The 16,369-nt window shown below is 71.2% G+C and carries 13 protein-coding genes; 8 read left to right on the forward strand and 5 right to left on the reverse strand.

Translation table 11 applies throughout. The features are described from left to right. The first annotated feature begins 60 nt into the window (after positions 1–60). Positions 61–1,164 (forward strand): CPBP family intramembrane glutamic endopeptidase, encoded by a 1,104-nt coding sequence (locus ACWCRB_RS11110; protein WP_450995776.1) that lies wholly within the window; start codon positions 61–63, stop codon positions 1,162–1,164. Between the two features lie 174 nt (positions 1,165–1,338). Continuing rightward, entirely contained in the window at positions 1,339–2,109 is a 771-nt protein-coding gene (locus ACWCRB_RS11115) for a polysaccharide deacetylase family protein (protein WP_450995777.1), read from the forward strand. Positions 2,110–2,134: 25 nt separating this feature from the next. On the opposite strand, the gene ACWCRB_RS11120 is transcribed toward ACWCRB_RS11115, so the two are convergent. Next, complete coding sequence (locus ACWCRB_RS11120) at positions 2,135–3,811, reverse strand: helix-turn-helix domain-containing protein (protein WP_450995778.1); 1,677 nt, start codon at positions 3,809–3,811, stop codon at positions 2,135–2,137. 565 nt (positions 3,812–4,376) lie between these two features. Here ACWCRB_RS11120 and ACWCRB_RS11125 point away from each other — a divergent pair. From ACWCRB_RS11125 to ACWCRB_RS11145, 5 genes are read left to right on the forward strand one after another with little or no spacing between them, the layout of a single operon-like run. Then, complete coding sequence (locus ACWCRB_RS11125) at positions 4,377–6,620, forward strand: hypothetical protein (protein WP_450995779.1); 2,244 nt, start codon at positions 4,377–4,379, stop codon at positions 6,618–6,620. Continuing rightward, the gene (locus tag ACWCRB_RS11130; protein WP_450995780.1) at positions 6,617–7,615 is read left to right on the forward strand and encodes an AAA family ATPase; all 999 of its coding nucleotides are present in this window, start codon (positions 6,617–6,619) and stop codon (positions 7,613–7,615) included. Before ACWCRB_RS11125 ends, ACWCRB_RS11130 begins: the two co-directional genes overlap by 4 nt. Next, positions 7,615–8,772, forward strand: a complete 1,158-nt coding sequence (locus ACWCRB_RS11135; protein ID WP_450995781.1) for a DUF58 domain-containing protein — start codon at positions 7,615–7,617, stop codon at positions 8,770–8,772. The genes ACWCRB_RS11130 and ACWCRB_RS11135 overlap by 1 nt, the downstream gene beginning before the upstream one ends. Beyond that, positions 8,769–8,924, forward strand: a complete 156-nt coding sequence (locus tag ACWCRB_RS11140; protein ID WP_450995782.1) for a hypothetical protein — start codon at positions 8,769–8,771, stop codon at positions 8,922–8,924. Before ACWCRB_RS11135 ends, ACWCRB_RS11140 begins: the two co-directional genes overlap by 4 nt. Next, positions 8,921–11,218, forward strand: coding sequence for a DUF3488 and transglutaminase-like domain-containing protein (locus ACWCRB_RS11145; protein WP_450995783.1), 2,298 nt, complete (start codon positions 8,921–8,923; stop codon positions 11,216–11,218). Before ACWCRB_RS11140 ends, ACWCRB_RS11145 begins: the two co-directional genes overlap by 4 nt. Before the next feature lie 108 nt (positions 11,219–11,326). Here ACWCRB_RS11145 and ACWCRB_RS11150 read toward each other — a convergent pair whose 3' ends face one another. The 4 genes from ACWCRB_RS11150 to ACWCRB_RS11165 form a co-directional block, all read right to left on the reverse strand. Continuing rightward, positions 11,327–11,872 carry a flavoprotein gene (locus ACWCRB_RS11150; RefSeq protein ID WP_450995784.1) on the reverse strand — a complete coding sequence of 182 codons (546 nt, stop codon included), beginning with the start codon at positions 11,870–11,872 and terminating at the stop codon, positions 11,327–11,329. Then, positions 11,869–13,041, reverse strand: coding sequence for a helix-turn-helix domain-containing protein (locus ACWCRB_RS11155; RefSeq protein WP_450995793.1), 1,173 nt, complete (start codon positions 13,039–13,041; stop codon positions 11,869–11,871). The genes ACWCRB_RS11150 and ACWCRB_RS11155 overlap by 4 nt, the downstream gene beginning before the upstream one ends. Positions 13,042–13,355: 314 nt before the next feature. Beyond that, complete coding sequence (locus ACWCRB_RS11160) at positions 13,356–13,793, reverse strand: ATP-binding protein (RefSeq protein WP_450995785.1); 438 nt, start codon at positions 13,791–13,793, stop codon at positions 13,356–13,358. Between the two features lie 284 nt (positions 13,794–14,077). After that, complete coding sequence (locus ACWCRB_RS11165; protein ID WP_450995786.1) at positions 14,078–14,818, reverse strand: GntR family transcriptional regulator; 741 nt, start codon at positions 14,816–14,818, stop codon at positions 14,078–14,080. 80 nt (positions 14,819–14,898) lie between these two features. Between ACWCRB_RS11165 and ACWCRB_RS11170 the strand changes: the two genes are divergently transcribed. Next, positions 14,899–15,987, forward strand: a complete 1,089-nt coding sequence (locus ACWCRB_RS11170) for a DUF1152 domain-containing protein (RefSeq protein WP_450995787.1) — start codon at positions 14,899–14,901, stop codon at positions 15,985–15,987. The last annotated feature ends 382 nt before the right edge of the window (positions 15,988–16,369 follow it).

Below are 16,369 nucleotides of genomic sequence, written 5' to 3' on the forward strand. Positions count from 1 at the left end.
AGGCGGCGTTCGTGCCGACGGTGGATGTGGGTACCCGCGCCCGCGGAGAGGCTTGTCCCTATGACGAACCCCCTCCCCGAACTGCTCCCCTACCACCGCATGGCACGCGCCTCGGTACGCCATCGATGGTGGCGGCCCGTGCTGGGCACCGGGTTCGTGGCCGTGGCGTGTGTGGTCGTCGCCGGGCTCCTGTACGGCATCGCCTCCGTCCTGGGATCGGCCAAGGGGTATCCCGAAGGCCCCGACGGGACCGTCGAGTTCGGCCCTGTCACCGGCACCGCCCTCGATCTGCTGGCGATCGCCTCCGCCCTGCCCGTCGTGCTGCTCGCGGTGCTCTGGATCGGCCGCCGTCCGGCGGGCACGGTCTCGTCCGTGACGGACGGACTGCGGTGGCGCTGGCTGGGGTGGTGCGTGCTGGCGGCCGTGCCGGTCCTCGCCGTGACCACCGGAGCCATGTTCCTCCTGCCCATGGACGATGCCGAGCCGGCGCGGTGGGCGGGCTGGGAGGTCTTCGGTCCGGCCCTCGCCATGCTGGTCGTCCTCGTGCCACTGCAGGCCGCCGCCGAGGAGTACGTCTTCCGCGGCTGGCTCACGCAGGCGGTCGGCGGTTTCCTGCGCTCCCCCTGGTGGGCGCTCGTGCCGCAGGCCGTCCTGTTCGGCGCCGCCCACGGCTGGGGCACCCCGTGGGGCTTCGCCGATCTGGTCGTGTTCGCGATGGTCGCGGGCTGGCTCACCGTACGTACGGGCGGACTGGAGGCGGCGATCGGGCTGCACGCCGTGAGCAACCTGCTGGCGTTCGGCGTCTCGGCCGCCGTCGTGGACGGCCTCAAGACCGACGACACCGCGGCGGACGCGCCCTGGGAGGTCGTGGCCGTCGACCTGACCGGCATCGCCCTGTACGCGGCGGCCGTCCTCTGGCTGGCCCACCGCCGCACGCCGACCCGCACCGTCCCCGCACCGGTACCGGTCCCACCGCCGCTGCCCTTCTCCGCCGCGCATCCCCAGTTCCCCACCGCGCACACCCAGTTCCCCGCAGGTCACGCCCCTCTCCCCTACGTCCCGGGCCCGGCTCCCCACGGCGGCCACACAGACACGCCGGAGCTACCGACGGAGACAACTCCCGCCGCACCCCCGCCCGATGACACCACCCGGCCCCCGTGCTGACGGCGTGCTGACGGCGTGCTGACGGCGCGGAGCCCGTTCCCCGTTGTCCGGGAACCACCCCGGGATTGTCCTTGATCGGTAACGGACGCATCCTCCGGCCTCCGTTCCTCGTCCTGCCAGTTGGTCGCGAAGTGACCAAGGAATCGGCGTGGAACTGCGGGAAGCGGGGCGGACATGGCACGGCACAGCGGCGGGCGTGGCTGGTACGGCAAGGTGCTCGGCGCGGCGCTCGGGGTGACGCTGCTCGCCACCGGTGCCTCGATGTGGACCGCGCAGGCCGGAGCCGTCGGCGACGCGTCGCCGAAGGTGACCTCGGCCAAGCCGGCCACCGCCGTCAAGCCGGTCGCGGTGACCATCGCGCACGCCTCGGACGCGGGTGCGCGCGGCGTCAACATCACCATCGACGACGGCCCCGACCCCGAGTGGACGCCCCAAGTCCTCGACGTACTGCGGGAGTACGGGGTGAAGGCCACGTTCTGCATGGTGGGGACGCAGGCGCAGGCCCACCCGGACCTCGTGAAACAGGTCGTCGCGGCCGGGCACCGGCTGTGCGACCACTCGGTGTCCCACGACACCACCATGGACAAGAAGTCCGAGGCCTACCAGTCGCAGCAGATCCTCGACGCCGAACGCATGATCACCGAGGCGTCCGGGGGCGTACGGCCGATGTACTACCGGGCGCCCGGCGGCGCCTTCACCCCGTACAGCCGCAAGCTGGCCGCCTCCCGGGGCATGCGCCCGCTGGGCTGGAACGTGGACACCAAGGACTTCGAACTGCCGGGCGCGGACGCCATCGTCGCCACCGTCGAGCGCGAGCTGCCCAACGGGCCGACGCTCCTCTTCCACGACGCGGGAGGCGACCGCTCCGAGACCGTCGAGGCCCTGCGCCGGGTCCTCCCCCAACTCAAGGAGGAGGGCTACGCCTTCGGCTTCCCGGTGCGCTGAACCGCCGGCTCACCAACTCACTGGCTCACTGCCATCTGGTGTCGCCGTTGACGGGGGACAGCGAGGACCGTATCTGGATCTTCGCCTGCGAGAACCCGTACGTGTCGAAGACGGTCTGGTCCGCGATCCAGCGGTAGCCGTACCACGCGTCCCAGATGTAGGCCCGCAGGCTGCTGCTCGTCCTGGCAATGAACGCGTCGGCCAACTCGCGGGCCTCGTCCCACCCGCAGTCCGCGAAGACACCGCCGCTGACCGTGGCGACCCCGCGATAGTCGTCGTCCCAGAGGTTGAAATAGACGGTCTCGTCGGGGATGTAGTAGAGGCTGCTGCCCGGGCCGACCAGGTACACCCGGTCGTGGGCGGCCGTCTTGAACCGCTGCCCCGGCGCCGGGCAGTTGGCGGCCGTGGACGTCGAGGACGCCGAGGACGCGGGGGTGTCCGGTGGCGGTGTCACCGGTTGGCTGTCGACCGCCTGCACCAGGGCCGGCCCGGTGGCTGCGGGAGAGGCGGAAGGGGCGGAAGGGGCCGGAGAGGCGGCCCGGTCGCAGTTCGGCCAGTCCCCGAAGTTCCGCGCGCGGCTCCACAGGCGGTGGGCGGCCTGGATGTTCCACTCCGGTTCCAGCGCGTCGCGAGGTGTGCCGCCGAGCTTCCGCAGCGTGGCGTCGGAGATCTGGAAGACGCCCCAGTTCCGGGTGGTGTCGGTGTTCGGCAGGATGTGCAGCGGATCGAGGAACGACTGACAGTCCGCGATGGCGACCGCACGGTCGGGCACCTCGCCGAACACCTCGCGGATCCGCAGGCGCACCCTCTCGGGCGACCAGGTGTCCATGCGGGTCTTCGACGCGTAGAGCGCCTTCTTCGTCTGGTCGCCGACCACCCCGGTGACGCCGACGCCGGACAGCACCTGGAAGGCGGTCACCCGGCGCAGGGTCTGCGGCCCGAACTCGCCGTCGACGTCCAGCTCGGCCCCGGCCCGGGCGAGGAGCCGCTGCACCTCCCGTACGCAGGCACCGCGCTGCCCCATGGTCACCGGCCCGGCGCACGCCGCCGAGAACAGCGGGCGGTCCTCGCCGTCGGGGGATCCGCCGCCGGACCCGGCCGTGAGCCCCCATGCGGTCGCCCCCAACGCCAGGGCCAGCACGATCACGACGAGAGCCGATGATCTCCTGCGGTGCCAGGGCGGGCGGGGGGTGGGTGCGGCGGGGACAGCTGGGGCGGGTACGGCAGTCGTCGGGGCGGCGGCCGGGTTCGAGTCCGGGGCTGGGGCCGATCCGTGGGGCCCGTCCTGGGCGACGTCTTGATCGGCAGCCCGGTCGACAGCCCGGTCCCCCACACCCCCGTCGGCAGCCCGGTCCCCCACGCCCCCGTCGGCAGCCAGGCCGGCACGACGACCGTCTCCCCGGCCGTCCCGCCCCCGCCCCCGCTCCGTGTCCGTGCCGCGTCCCGGATCCCGTGCGGCGTCCGCCAGGGCCCAGAGCCGGTGTAATCGGCGCAGTTCCTCAGGTGACGCCCCGCAGGCCGTGGCGAACCGGTGCGCCGACCCGTAGTCCTGCGGGACGTACGAGCCCGAGCAGTACCGGTGCAGGCTGGAACCACTGATTCCGGTCTTCCCTGCCAGCGCCTCGTAACTGAGGCTCGCCCGTTCCTTGAGCGCCCGCAGACAAGCCGCGAACTCGTCGAACTCCACGGGCTGCGATCCCATTTCGTCTTGCCCCCTTGGCCCCAACCGTCATGCCGCGCCATTGCCCCGTCCCACCGGCGTCCCAGCAGGCCCCCGAAGTACAAGGTCACCACGTGTCTCGGCGTCCCAGCATCCCACCGGACGCCGATGCGTTGCCAGGCGCCGGAGCGTCCTGCCAGCGTCGGCACTGCCCGGGCACGGCACCGGCTCTCCGGTCCCGTCCGACACGGGGGTATCGGTCGGCCACGGGGGCCGGACCGCGCCCGGGCAACTGCGCACACACCTGTGGGCACAGCAGCAACAGGCCGACCACAAAGGGAGGCATGCACATCCGTTCACGTGGTGTCGGCGCAGTTGGACGTCGTGCAGGCCCAGCCGAGGGTCGCACCGCGGGAGGTACGGACGAGCAGCCGGGGTCCGTTCGGGGGAACTCCGGCTGCTCGTCCGTGTTTTGAGTTTTGAGCCATCCGTTTTTTGAGCCATTCACGTCGTGAGCCATCCGTGTCCTGAGTCGTCCCTGACAGTCGCACCTCTGTCAACTACCCTGGCCCCAGGAGGAGTTGCGCGTCTCACCAGGGAGCACGAGATGTCGGGGGAATCCGCGAGGCCCGGGGTCCGACAACGTTGTTCGACGCTGGTCGCGGCTGCCCGGGCAGGGCTGCGGCCGACCGGCAACCGCGTCACCGGCTACCTGGCGATCGGCGCGGTCGGCGCGCTCGTCGCCACCTCGCTCGCCGTCGGGGCCGGTACGGCCGACACCCGGCCCGGGCTCGCCGACATCGGCGCCTGGCTGGCCGGCAGCGAGAGGGGCGAGGTCGCACACGCCCATGGGCTGACCGGCGCGGTGGACGGCAAGGCCGTTCTGCCGGCCGGGATGGCGGGCCACCCGCTCTCGGTCGCGCAGAACGGCGACACGACCCTCGTGCTGGACGAACGTACCGGCCGGGTCGTACGGATCGACGCCGCCCAGCTGACCGCCGAACAGTCGGCGGACTACGGCACGGCCGGGCTGCAACTGGTCGCCGGTGGCGCGTACGCGTATGTCCTCGACCCCGCGAAGGGCACCGTCCAGCGGATCGACCCGGCGCTGACGACACCCGAGAGCCCGCCCGTGGCACTGGGCGGGAAGCCGGGAGCCGCCGTGGTGGACGGGCAGGGCACGCTGTGGGTGCCGCTGCCGGACCAGGGCACGGTGGTGCCGTTCGTCAAGGGCAGGAAGGGCACGGCGGTCGAGGTCGCCGACGCGGGCCACGATCTGGCGCTGACCGTGGCCGACGGCCGCCCCGTGGTGACCGACAGGACAGCCACCGCGATGAAGGTGCTGGCGGTCGGGGGCGTGCAGGGCACCTTCGAACTCGGCGGCGCGACCGCGGGAACGGACCCGGCGGCCGACCTCCTGGTGCCGGCGGGCACCGACGGTTCCGTGGTGCCGGTGCTGGACACCGACAGCGGGGATCTGGTGGTCGTCGACGTCCGCAGCAGACACACCCTGCGCGCCCGCGTGCCCGTACAGGGCCAGGAACTCGGGGCACCCCAACTGCTCGGCAAGCGGGTCTACTTACCGGACGAGTCCACCGGCAGGCTGCTGGTGTACGACACCTCCCTCTCCGCGCTCGCCGACCCGGTGCCGATCACCGACGGGCCGGGTGAGCTCGAACTCTTCGTCCGCGACGGCCTGTTGTGGGTGAACGACCAGGACGGTGCCGCCGCCGCGGTGATCGACGCCGACGGCGAGGTCAGGCACATCAGCAAGTACGAGACGGACGTACCGTCCGCCCGCAAGCCCGGGGAGAGGCCGGTCGAGGACAGCGTCCCGACGGGCGTCGTCCCCGCCGCACAGCTGCCGCCCGGGGCGCCCGCTCCGGGCGTGACGGTGACGGCCCCGGGCGCGACCGTCACCCCGTCGAACGGCACGTCCGGACCGGCACCGGAGGCACCGGGACAGCCCGGACCGACGGAGACAGGACCCTCGCCCTCGGCGCCGCCGGTCCAGGAGCCCGGGGCGCCGGGAGCACCGCAGTCGGAGTCGCTGTCGGGCGCCATCCGGATCACCTTCTCCGAGGCACTGGGCGCGACCCCGCAGCACTACGTCCTCAAGGGGGCGACACCGGACCAGACCGTGACCCCGGCCGAGATCGGCCCCGACGGCCCGTTCGCCTTCGAGGTCGAGGGCGGGTCGTGCGAGGAGCAGTACACCTTCACGGTGGTCGCGGAGTACGACGGGGGCAGGCCGAGCAAGGAGTCCGCGCCCTCGGCATTCGCGCGGCCGTGCATCGCACCGGGGGCGCCGGAGCAGCTCACGTTCACACCCGCCCAGGGCGGACACGGCGGCACGCTGACCTGGCAGCCGCCGCAGGACACCGGCGGCTCGGTGACGTACACGCTCAACGGGCCCGGCGGGCTGGTGGAGACCACCGAACGCAGTTACGTCTACGCGAACCTCAAGAACCACACTGTCAACAATGTGACGGTGATGGCGGGCAACGCCGCCGGGTCGGGCAGGGCGGCGCAGGGGTGGCTCGACCTGACTCCGCCCGACCAGCGGATGCGCATCGTGAACAACAACACCAACCCCGACACGGTCGGGATCCGCAACAAGCCCACCACCGACAAGGACACCAGCTGGCGGGTAGGCAGCATCCCCGGCTTGTCTAGCCCCGAGGTCACCGTCCATTGCAAAGAGACGGGCCAGAAACTGACGGCCGCCGGTATCACCACCGATGTCTGGGCCTTCCATACCTACGTGGGCAGCGACGACACCTTCACGGGCTACACCTTCGACGCCTTCGTGAACGCCCGCTCCAACCCCGACGTCTGGGAATGCGAATGACCTCTCCCCCCACCCACAGCACCGACAGCACCGCCCGCTTGGCCAAGTGCTTCCACGCCCTCGCCGACAATGTCGAGCAAGTCGTCAAGGGCAAGCGCGACACCGTCGAACTCGCCCTGATCTGCCTGTTCGCCGAAGGGCATCTCCTGATCGAGGACGTGCCCGGCACCGGCAAGACCACCCTCGCCCGTTGCCTCGCCGCCTCCATCGAGGCCGACTTCGCGCGGGTGCAGTTCACCCCGGACCTGCTGCCGTCCGACATCACCGGCGTCACCGTCTACCGCCAGAACACCGGCACGTTCGAGTTCCTCCCCGGCCCGGTCTTCGCCAACATCGTGCTCGGCGACGAGATCAACCGCGCCTCCCCCAAGACCCAGTCCGCCCTGCTTGAGGTGATGGAGGAGCGCCGGGTCACCGCCGACGGCACCGCTCACCCGGTGCCCCGCCCGTTCATGGTGCTCGCCACCCAGAATCCGGTCGACATGGGCGGCACCTACCCGCTGCCCGAGGCCCAGCTCGACCGCTTCCTGATGCGGATCACCGTCGGCTACCCCGACCACGCCTCCGAGGTCGCGATCCTCACCGGAACCCGAGCCGGAACCCGGACCGGCACGGCCCCCACCCCCGAGTCGCTGACCCCCGTCACCACCGCCCACGAGATAGCCGAACTCATCGCGTCCGCCGGCGAAGTACAGGTGGCCGACGCGCTGTACGACTACCTGGTGCGGGTGGTGGCGGCGACCCGCGCCCTCCCCGACGTACGCCTCGGCGCCTCGCCGCGCGGCTCCGTCGCCCTGCTGCGCGCGGTCCGGGTGCGGGCGGCCTCGCAGTCCCGGCCGTACGCCTTCCCCGAGGACGTCAAGGCACTGGCCGGGCCCGTCCTCGCGCACCGGCTGATCCTCACCCCGGAGGCCGAACTGAGCGGCCGTACCGGCACGGACGTGATCGACGAGGTGCTGGCCACCGTACGGCTGGACAGCGGGGCACGCGTCTGATGCTGTCGGCCACCGGGTGGGGCACGCTGGCCGCGGGCGTCGTACTCACGGCGACCGGTTACGCGTTCGGGTACGGCGAGGCCGCGGCGCTGGGTGTCACCTGCCTGCTCGCCGTCGCCGTGGCCGTCCTGTGGGCGCTGCCCGCGCCCGTACTGGACGCCGAGCGGCGGACCGCGCCGAGCCGGGTGGTCCGGGGTGATCACGCCGAGGCCGTCGTCACGCTCACCAACACGGGCGACCGCACCCGGCGGGGCCTGCGCGCCCTCGACCGGTGCGGTGACCGCGACATCGCCGTCGATGTGCCGCCGCTACGGCCGGGCACGTCCCACGAGTTGCGGTACGCGCTGCCCACCGCCCGCCGTGGCCGCGTCCCGGTGGGACCGCTGCGGCTGGAACGCACCGACCCCCTCGGGCTGGCCCGCCGTATGCGCCCGTACGGTGACGCGGACACGCTGCTCGTACGGCCCCGGATCTGCCCGCTGCCCGTGCTGCCGTCCGGGCGGGCGCACCATGTGGAGGGGCCGGCCTCCGACACCGCCGACGACGGCTCGCTCACCTTCCACGCGCTGCGCGAGTACGTGCTCGGCGACGACCTGCGACGGGTCCACTGGCGGTCGACGGCCCGCACCGGAACGCTGATGGTCCGCCAGATGGTCGACGTCTCCCTCCCGCACACCACGGTCGTGCTCGACACCCGGCAGCGCGCCCACGCCTCGGAGGACGACTTCGAGCTGGCCGTGGATTGCGCGGCCTCCGTCGCGTACGCGGCCGCCCGCTCCCACTTCCCCGTGCACCTGGTCGGCGCGACCGGCCCGCTCCTGCACACCGAGGGCTCGGGCGACGACGCCGAGGCACTCCTGGACGCACTGGCCGTCGTACACCGCTCGGACCTGACGTCCGTGACCGCCGCCTTCGACGGCCTGGAACACCACCGCGGAGGCGGAACCCTGATCGTCGTCACCGGCACCGCCGACACCCGGGGCCTCGGCGCAGCCGACCGGGTACGCCACCGCTTCGACCGCGTGACCGTGATGTGCGTCGGCAAGAAGGACACGGCCACACACGAGGCCTCCGGCCCCGGTACCGACGTACCGCGGTTGCGGGTCTCGTCCCTGGAGGACCTGGTGACCGGATGGCGCCGGGAGGCCGTCCGATGAGCACCATCACCGCCGTCCGTGACACCCCGGACAGCGGCACCGAAGACACGGCCACGGGCGAAGGCACCGGCCCCGAGTCCGACGTACCGCAGACGCGCGTCGCGCCACCGAAGGACCCGGTGACCGGATGGCGCCGGGAGGCCGTCCGATGAGCACCATCACGGCAGCCCGTGACACCCCGGACCAGAGCGTCGCACCGGCCCCGGCCCCGACGACGAGCCCCACCGCGGAGGAGGCCGACCGGGCCCGGCGGCTGTGGTCGTTGCTGCCTGTGGTGGCCATGTCCGGTGCCGCCGGGTACGGATTCGCGCTGGTCTTCCCCGTGTCCGAGCTGCTTCCGGTGCTGGCGGTGGCCGTGTTCGCGCCGGTCGTCCTGTCGGCGGTGCTGTCGGGGCTGCTCCGCCGCCGGACAGATCCGACAGCGACCGCGCCGCTCTGGCCGTCCGTCCTGCTGACCGGCGTCGCCTGGGCCGTCGTCGTCAGTGCGACGCTGTTCCACGAGGTGAGCGACGGGCTGCCCGGCGGGCCCGCGCTGCGCGCGGCGTGGTCCGCGCTGCTCGACGCGCCGCACGCGCTGCTCTCCACCATCCTGCCCGCGCCCGGCGAACCCGAGCTGCTGGTGCTGCCGCACGCCGTCGTGTGGACGGCCACCGCCGTCTCCGCGGAACTCGCCCTGCGCACCCGCGCCCCGCTGCTCCCTGCCCTCCCGGCGGTCCTCGCCCTCGGCTTCCCGCTGGTGCTCGGCGCGGACGGTCCGGGGTCCGCCTACCCGGCCGCTGGTGCTCTGGCCGGGGCAACTGCCTTGCTGGTGCTCGTGCGTTCACGAGCACGGCTTCCGCTGCGCGCCATGGCTCTCCGGCTGCCGGTCGTGGCCGTGCCCGCGCTCGTCGCGGGGCTGCTGGGCCCGCATCTTCCCGGTCTCGGTGCCCCCACCGACCTCGCGGAGGCGGTCACGCCGCCGACCGTACGGCCGCAGGCCACCAGCCCGTTGGACCAGGTCGCGGCCTGGATGCGCAACGGCGACGAGAAGGTCTTCACCGTACGGACCTCGGGCGCGGCCCCCGGGAACTACCGGCTGGCGGTCCTCGACCGGTACGACGGAACGACCTGGACCAGCGGCGCCGGGCTGACCCGTACCGGTGGCCGGGTCCCGGCGGAGACCGACGCTGACCCGGGCCGCACCAAAACGCTCGAACAGCGCTTCACCGTGCAGTCGTTGCCCGGCATCTGGCTCCCCGCCGCCGACCGGCCCTCGTCGGTGAGCACGCCCGGGGGCACCTCCCTGTCCGTCGACCCGGACAGCGGCGTGCTCTCCACAGGCGAGGCCGTCCCGCCCGGCTTCACCTACACCGCGACCTCGCACCTCCCCGTGTACGACGCCGAGCGGCTGCGGTACGCGACCGCCGCCGACAACCCGGCACGGGTGGCCCTCCCCGCCGTCGACGCGGCCGGGCAGCCGATCAGCTCGGTGGGGTCCTTCAGGAAGATCGCCGAGCGGGTGACCCAGGGCAGCACCCAACCGTACGAACAGGCCGTACGCCTGGCCGACTGGCTCCGCACGGCCTACCGGCTCGACCCCGGCGCGCTGCCCGGCCACACCTACCGCAGCCTGGAGTTCTTCCTGGCGGACGGCGGGCGGGGTACGTCCGAGCAGTTCGCCGCCTCGTTCGCCGTACTGGCGCGCACCCTCGGCCTGCCCACCCGGGTGGCCGTGGGCTTCCGCCCGGGCACGCAAACCGGCGCCGGTACCTGGCAGGTGCGGGGACGGGACGTACTGGCCTGGCCGGAGGTGGAGTTCGCCGGGGTCGGCTGGGTGCCGTTCCATCCGACGCCCGGCGAGGCCACGCAGGGCGGCTCCGTCGGCGTATCGGCGCAGGAGCCCGAGGACCGCCGGAACGCGGGCCGGGAGACCACCGACCCTGCGGCGCGGCCGTCGCCCTCGACTTCGCCGCGCACGCCGGACGCGGCAGCCCCCGCCGCCGGAGACGGGCCCGGCTCGGGTCCGCCCCTCTGGCTCACCGTCCCTCTCGCGCTGCTCCTCCTCACCACGGCCTATGTGCTGTACGCGCTGTGGCTGCCGTACCGCAGGCGCAGCCGACGGCGCGGCGACCCGGACGCGCGGCGCAGGGTCCTCGGCGCCTGGCAGCAGATCGTCGAACGCCTCACGGAGATCGGCTTGCCCGCCACGGGAGCGCACACGGCACAGGAGGTCGCCGACTTCGGCGCGGAGCGCGTGGGGGGCGCCGTGGGCGGGCGCCTCCCGGCACTGGCCACCCTGATCAACGAGGTCGCGTACGCGGGCCGCAGACCCGACGCCGCGACCGCCGACTCCGCGTGGGCGGACTGCGACGCGGTCGAGAGGACCGTCCGGGACCGCGTCCCGCGCCGCACCCGGCTGGTCCGGCTGCTGCGGTCCGCGGCACCGGGGCGCGGGCGGAGGGCATGACAGACAGACCGTCGGCGGCCATCTGTGCAGGTCAGACCCCCCTATGACCCCTCAATGGGGGTCGAATGCCCCGTCCCAGCCCCGCACCCCCCAGCACACCGGCACTGATCACGCCCCCGCAGACACCCGGGGAGCAAGCAGCTCCAGCACTTCCTCCCAGCGATACCGGTCGGCCCCACCGCCGGCCTTCGGCCGATGAGGCTCGTACGAGCCGATAAGGACCCCCATCTCACGGAGCCGTTCCAGGCTCTGGCGGTACGCGGGGTGGGCGGCCTGGGCCGAGTTCAAGTACGGCAGGACAGCGACCGGTACGCCCATGGCGGGTGCTTCGCACAGGATGCCCAACGCGAGGTTGTCGGAGATCCCGGCAGCCCACTTGTTGACGGTGTTGAAGCTGGCCGGGGCGACCGCGATCGCATCCGCGGGCCGAGTCGGGCGCGGTTGGCCCGGTGATCGCCAGGTCGAGCGGATGGGGCGGCCGGTCTGGGCCTCGACCGCCTCCGCGTCGAGGAAGCCGAGCCCCTGCGGGGTGGCGACGACACCGACGTCCCAACGCCGTTCCTGTGCAGCGGTGATCAACTTGCCGACGTCATTGGCTACCCCGGCCGCGCAGACCACGATCTGCAGGAACGGCTTGTCGGGCTGGTCACTCACGCGGGCACTCCCAGTTGGCGGCTGAAGTGGTGCAGCTCGGGCAGGGCCCGGCGGCGGTCGCGGGCTGCCATGTCGGCGACCAGTTCTCGTACGGCCGGGCGGCGGATGTCCTGTGCCGCACAACTCTCGGCGATGCGTAGAGCCTGGTAACCGTCGGCGAGTCTGCCCTGCTGACTGTAGGCGCGGGCGGTCTCCACCCACAGCGCGGCCCGGCGCTCGGGGACCGGAATGTGCCGCCGCATGAGGGGCCGTGCGGTTTGCAGGGCGATGCCGGCGTCGCCGAAGGTGACGGCCGCGCTGATCTCGTGCAGGGCGACGTTGGTGGGGCTGAAGTTCGCCCAGGCGTCCGGCCTGTCGAAGGCGACGTAGCGGGCCACCACCTTGGCCTCGGTGAGGAAGTCCTGGGTGGTCGCGCGGTCGCCGTTCCGGCTCGCGGCGGTCGCCCCTCGGAGCAGCAGTAGTCCGACCGCTGCCAGGTACCGGGGCGAGCGCTGGTCGTAGGAGCCGGTGAGCTGGTCGGCGGTGTGGCGCACGATGTTCACAGCCTGGGCCGTGTGCTTCTCCCTCACGAGTACGTGGGCGTGCACGCGGACGCTGGCAGCGAGGACGACAGGATCCCCGGACCGTTCCGCCTCGGCCATGGCCCGACCGGCCGCGAGCCAGGCGTTGCCCTGATCGGCTCGCTTCAGCAACAGGCTCACCGACGTCTGGTACGCGGTCGCGAGCAGCCCGGACGCCTCCGCCGAGCCGGAGGAGCCACCGGCGGTCTGACGCAAGTCGGCGATCAGTCCCGGCAGGGTCTGCTCCAGCTCCGCGTAGTCGCAGGTACAGAACATCCGGCGTACGGCCCGCGTCCGGTCCCGCAGTTCATCGATGCCCAAAGCCTGCCCGGTGACGGCAGGGCTTGTGACCGGCAGCAGCACCTGGATCAGGTCGTGATGTCCTGCTGCGGGCGATGACGGCGGAGCCGCGAGCGCGGCCACGCTCGCGGCAAGGAAGGTACGGCGGTGCATGTCATCTGGTCCGGGGTCGGCGGGGTTGGCGTCAGAGGTGGCGGCGCCGTCGAAGCGATAGGCACGGGCCGCCACCACCGCAGGAGTCAAGGGCGAGACGACGCCCCGGCCGGAGAAGCGACGCCGCGTCTTCCTGTGGCTCCTCGGGCCGTCCAGATCTTGTTTCTGATCTGGGTGATCACAGGCGCCGCGAGCGTCAGCGGCACACCCGAAGAGTGCCGAGGCCGGACCGGTGACGCCGAGAAACTGTACAACGACGCGAACGACGTCGGAACCACAATCGGCGTGGGACTCATCATCGGTCTGTGGGCAGCCGTCGACGTCATCCTTGGCTTCACATGCGTGGTCTACCGACTCGCCGGCCGACGCACTTGAGATAGACAGTCGCAGCCGAGCGGCAGGCGGCCCGCAGGTTCAGGAAAGCCGATAAGCGTCTTCTCGCGCGCCGACCAGGACGGATATTCCCTTCGTCACGACGGCCAGGCGTCGGCGACCACGAAGGAGACCACCGTTCCGCCAAAGTGGCTGGGCCCGGAGTGCCACGACTCCGCGATCGCGTCGACGAGGAGCAGCCCGCGCCCGTGTGCGTCGTTGGCGTCGGGGCGCCGGAGTCGCACGTTCGCGGGGAAGCCCGGGTTGTGCACCTTGACCCGCAGCGAGGTCTCCTCCCGGAACCACTCCACCCTCACGACCCAGGGGTCATCAGCCTGCCCGTAGCGGATGGCGTTGGTGACCAGTTCCGAGATCATCAGCGCGCAGTCCTCGACCGAGCAGGCTGGGTTGTACGGGGCGATGAACTTGCGGAACCAGCGTCGGGCCCGGGGGACGGACTCCGGGGTCGGATGCAAGGTCATCGCTCCGAGTCGCGGTGAGTCCTCAGAGGGGTAGCGGTCGATCCTGTAAGCCATCCGCGCTCACTCCTTGCCGCCGCCGTCGCAGTCGAGGCAGCGCCGCTTCGATGTGGCACGGATGCGGTCGGCGGCAGCGGCAAGCGCCAAGGACGTACGCGAACTGACACGCTTCCAGCCGCGTCCCCGGCAACTCCGCCAACTCCGGCAAGGTAAATCCGCTCCTTGGTCCGGCCGCTGACGCGTCACTCCGTGCCCCTTCCGATCAAGTGGCCTTAGCCACTTACTGGATAGTGGCATTAGCCACTTGTGGCACGCAAGCAGTTCTCCGAAAGGGCAAACCATCAGGTGAGCGGATACCCCTGCTCGAACGCCCAGCGGTGCGGCGGGTAGGTGGCTTCGGCGAACTCCAACGGCCGGTCCTGGAGGTCGAAGACGACGTGATGCACGATCAAGACAGCCGCGTTCGATGGAAGTTGGAGGTCCACTGCCTCCTCGTCGGTCGCCTGCCGGGCACACATACGGTCTTCGGCGTAACTTCCCTGTCGTCCCGTCATGTTCTCGACGTACATCAGGGTGCCCTCCTGGATCCGTTCCGGTTCCAGAAGCTTGGGCGCCCTTTGCCCGACGTCCGGCGCGAACCACGAGGTGGACAGTGCGGTGGGCCCGTCCTGGTTATTGGTCACACGCCGGCGATGCACGGCCCGACGGTCCTTCACCAGGCCCAGCGCCTCAGCGACATGATCCGGAGCATCCAGCCACCCGGCCGACGTGATCACCGCGTACTCACCGGGCGTGTAGATCTTCCCGGTCTGCCGGGCCCGCCCATACAACTCACGCGCCCGCCGGTTCACTTCCAGACTGCGGACGTACGTGCCGGACCCCTGCCGCTTCTCGACGAGCCCCTGATGACTCAGCGCCTCCAGCGACCTCGCCGCCGTCGGCCTGGACACCTTCCAGTCCGCCGCCAACTGTCGCTCCGAGGGAACCTCGTCCCCCGGCCGAAGGTCGCCCCGAAGGATCTGATCACGGATGGAGTGCGCGATCTGCAGATACTTCGGCTGCGCCTCCTCAATCTGAGGCATGCTTCCTCCTCGCCAAGTGGCTATAGCCTCTAGCCACTATAGGGTGATGGGTCAACGAGCCACCCCGTAGCCTTGGGTCCATGACGCGGTTGATCGTCGCAGCAGGGGGAGGGGGCGACGCGGTCGCCGCCGCAATGCTTGCCACCGCCCTGTACGGCGACAGCGAGCGGGCAGTGATCCTCACGTACGCCTGGGACCGCTTGCTGATCGACCCGGTACCGGGCCCCCGAGGAACCGACGACTTCACCGGCCTCGAACCGCTCACCCCGGCCGTCTGGAAGGTGCCGGCAGAAGCCCGCCCGATCGCCCCGGCAGGATCCACACTCCCCCGACTAGCGGCAGAGCTCCCGCACACCCTCGCCCTCATCGACCCGCACCACGGCGCCGAGGGCATCACACGCCAACTGGAAGAGTTGGTGAGCCACTTGTCCCCAGAGTCCATTGACCTCCTGGACGTGGGGGGCGACATCCTTGCGCGCGGTGACGAACCCACACTCAAGAGCCCGCTGGCCGACGCCTTGACACTGACCGCATGTTGCCAAGTGAACGCACCCGTCCGGCTGTTGGTCGCCGGTCCTGGCTTGGATGGCGAACTCTTCTACGACGACCTTCGCCACATGCTCGGTCACCTCACCCACACCTTCACGGCGAAGGACGTTGAGTTGGTCAGCAGCATCTTGGAGTGGCACCCGTCGGAGGCCACCGGCATGCTCGCGGCCACGGCCCGAGGGGTGCGAGGCACGTGCGAAGTCCGGGATGCGGGCCTGCCTGTGCCGCTCACCGCCGGAGGCCCGAGGGTTTATGAGGCCGACCTGGACGAGGCGTTGAGTCGCAACCAGTTGGCCCGCACCATCATGACAACCACCACCTTGGACGAGGTGGAGGCATACAGCCGTGAGATCTGCGGCTACTCGGAGATCGACTACGAACGCGATAAGGCGGCTTGGCTCGAGGAGCAACCAGCGTCGCCGCTCGACCCCGAAGCGGGGCTGTTTCGATTGGAGCAGTTCGAGAGGGAAGCCCAAAGCCGCGGAGTCACCCACACGACGTTCCGCCACCTCACCGAAGTCCTGAACCTGAACGGCACGCAGCGCGATGCCCTGCGCCAGCTGCTCATCAACAGCTGGCCGGAGCGCTACGCGGCCCCTTTGTGGAAGATCGCCGCATAGAACGTAAGACCCACCGCGCCCAATCTCGCGATGAGCAACTGCACTAGATCACATCACTGCTGGAGTGCTTATGGACGTTGCCGTCTGGCTGACCGGGCTCACTGCTCTGGCAGGCGTCTGGTTCGGCGGCATCTTGTCGTCGCGTGCCCAGGACCGAGCTTGGCGCCGGGAGGAAACTCGCTTATGGCGGGAGACACGACGCACTGCCTACGGCAGTCTCGTTGGTGCAGTGAGGCAGTACAGGATCTATGTAACCGGACCTCACGCTCAGATTGAAGTGTGGACCATGGGCTTGATGCGCTTTGACGGACATCCGAGATCAGGGGGCTCTGCCCCGGGAGGATGTCCATCATGGAGAGCATGGGGAAGAAGAAGCCTCGGC

It is taken from the genome of Streptomyces sp. NPDC002156 (assembly GCF_053593675.1).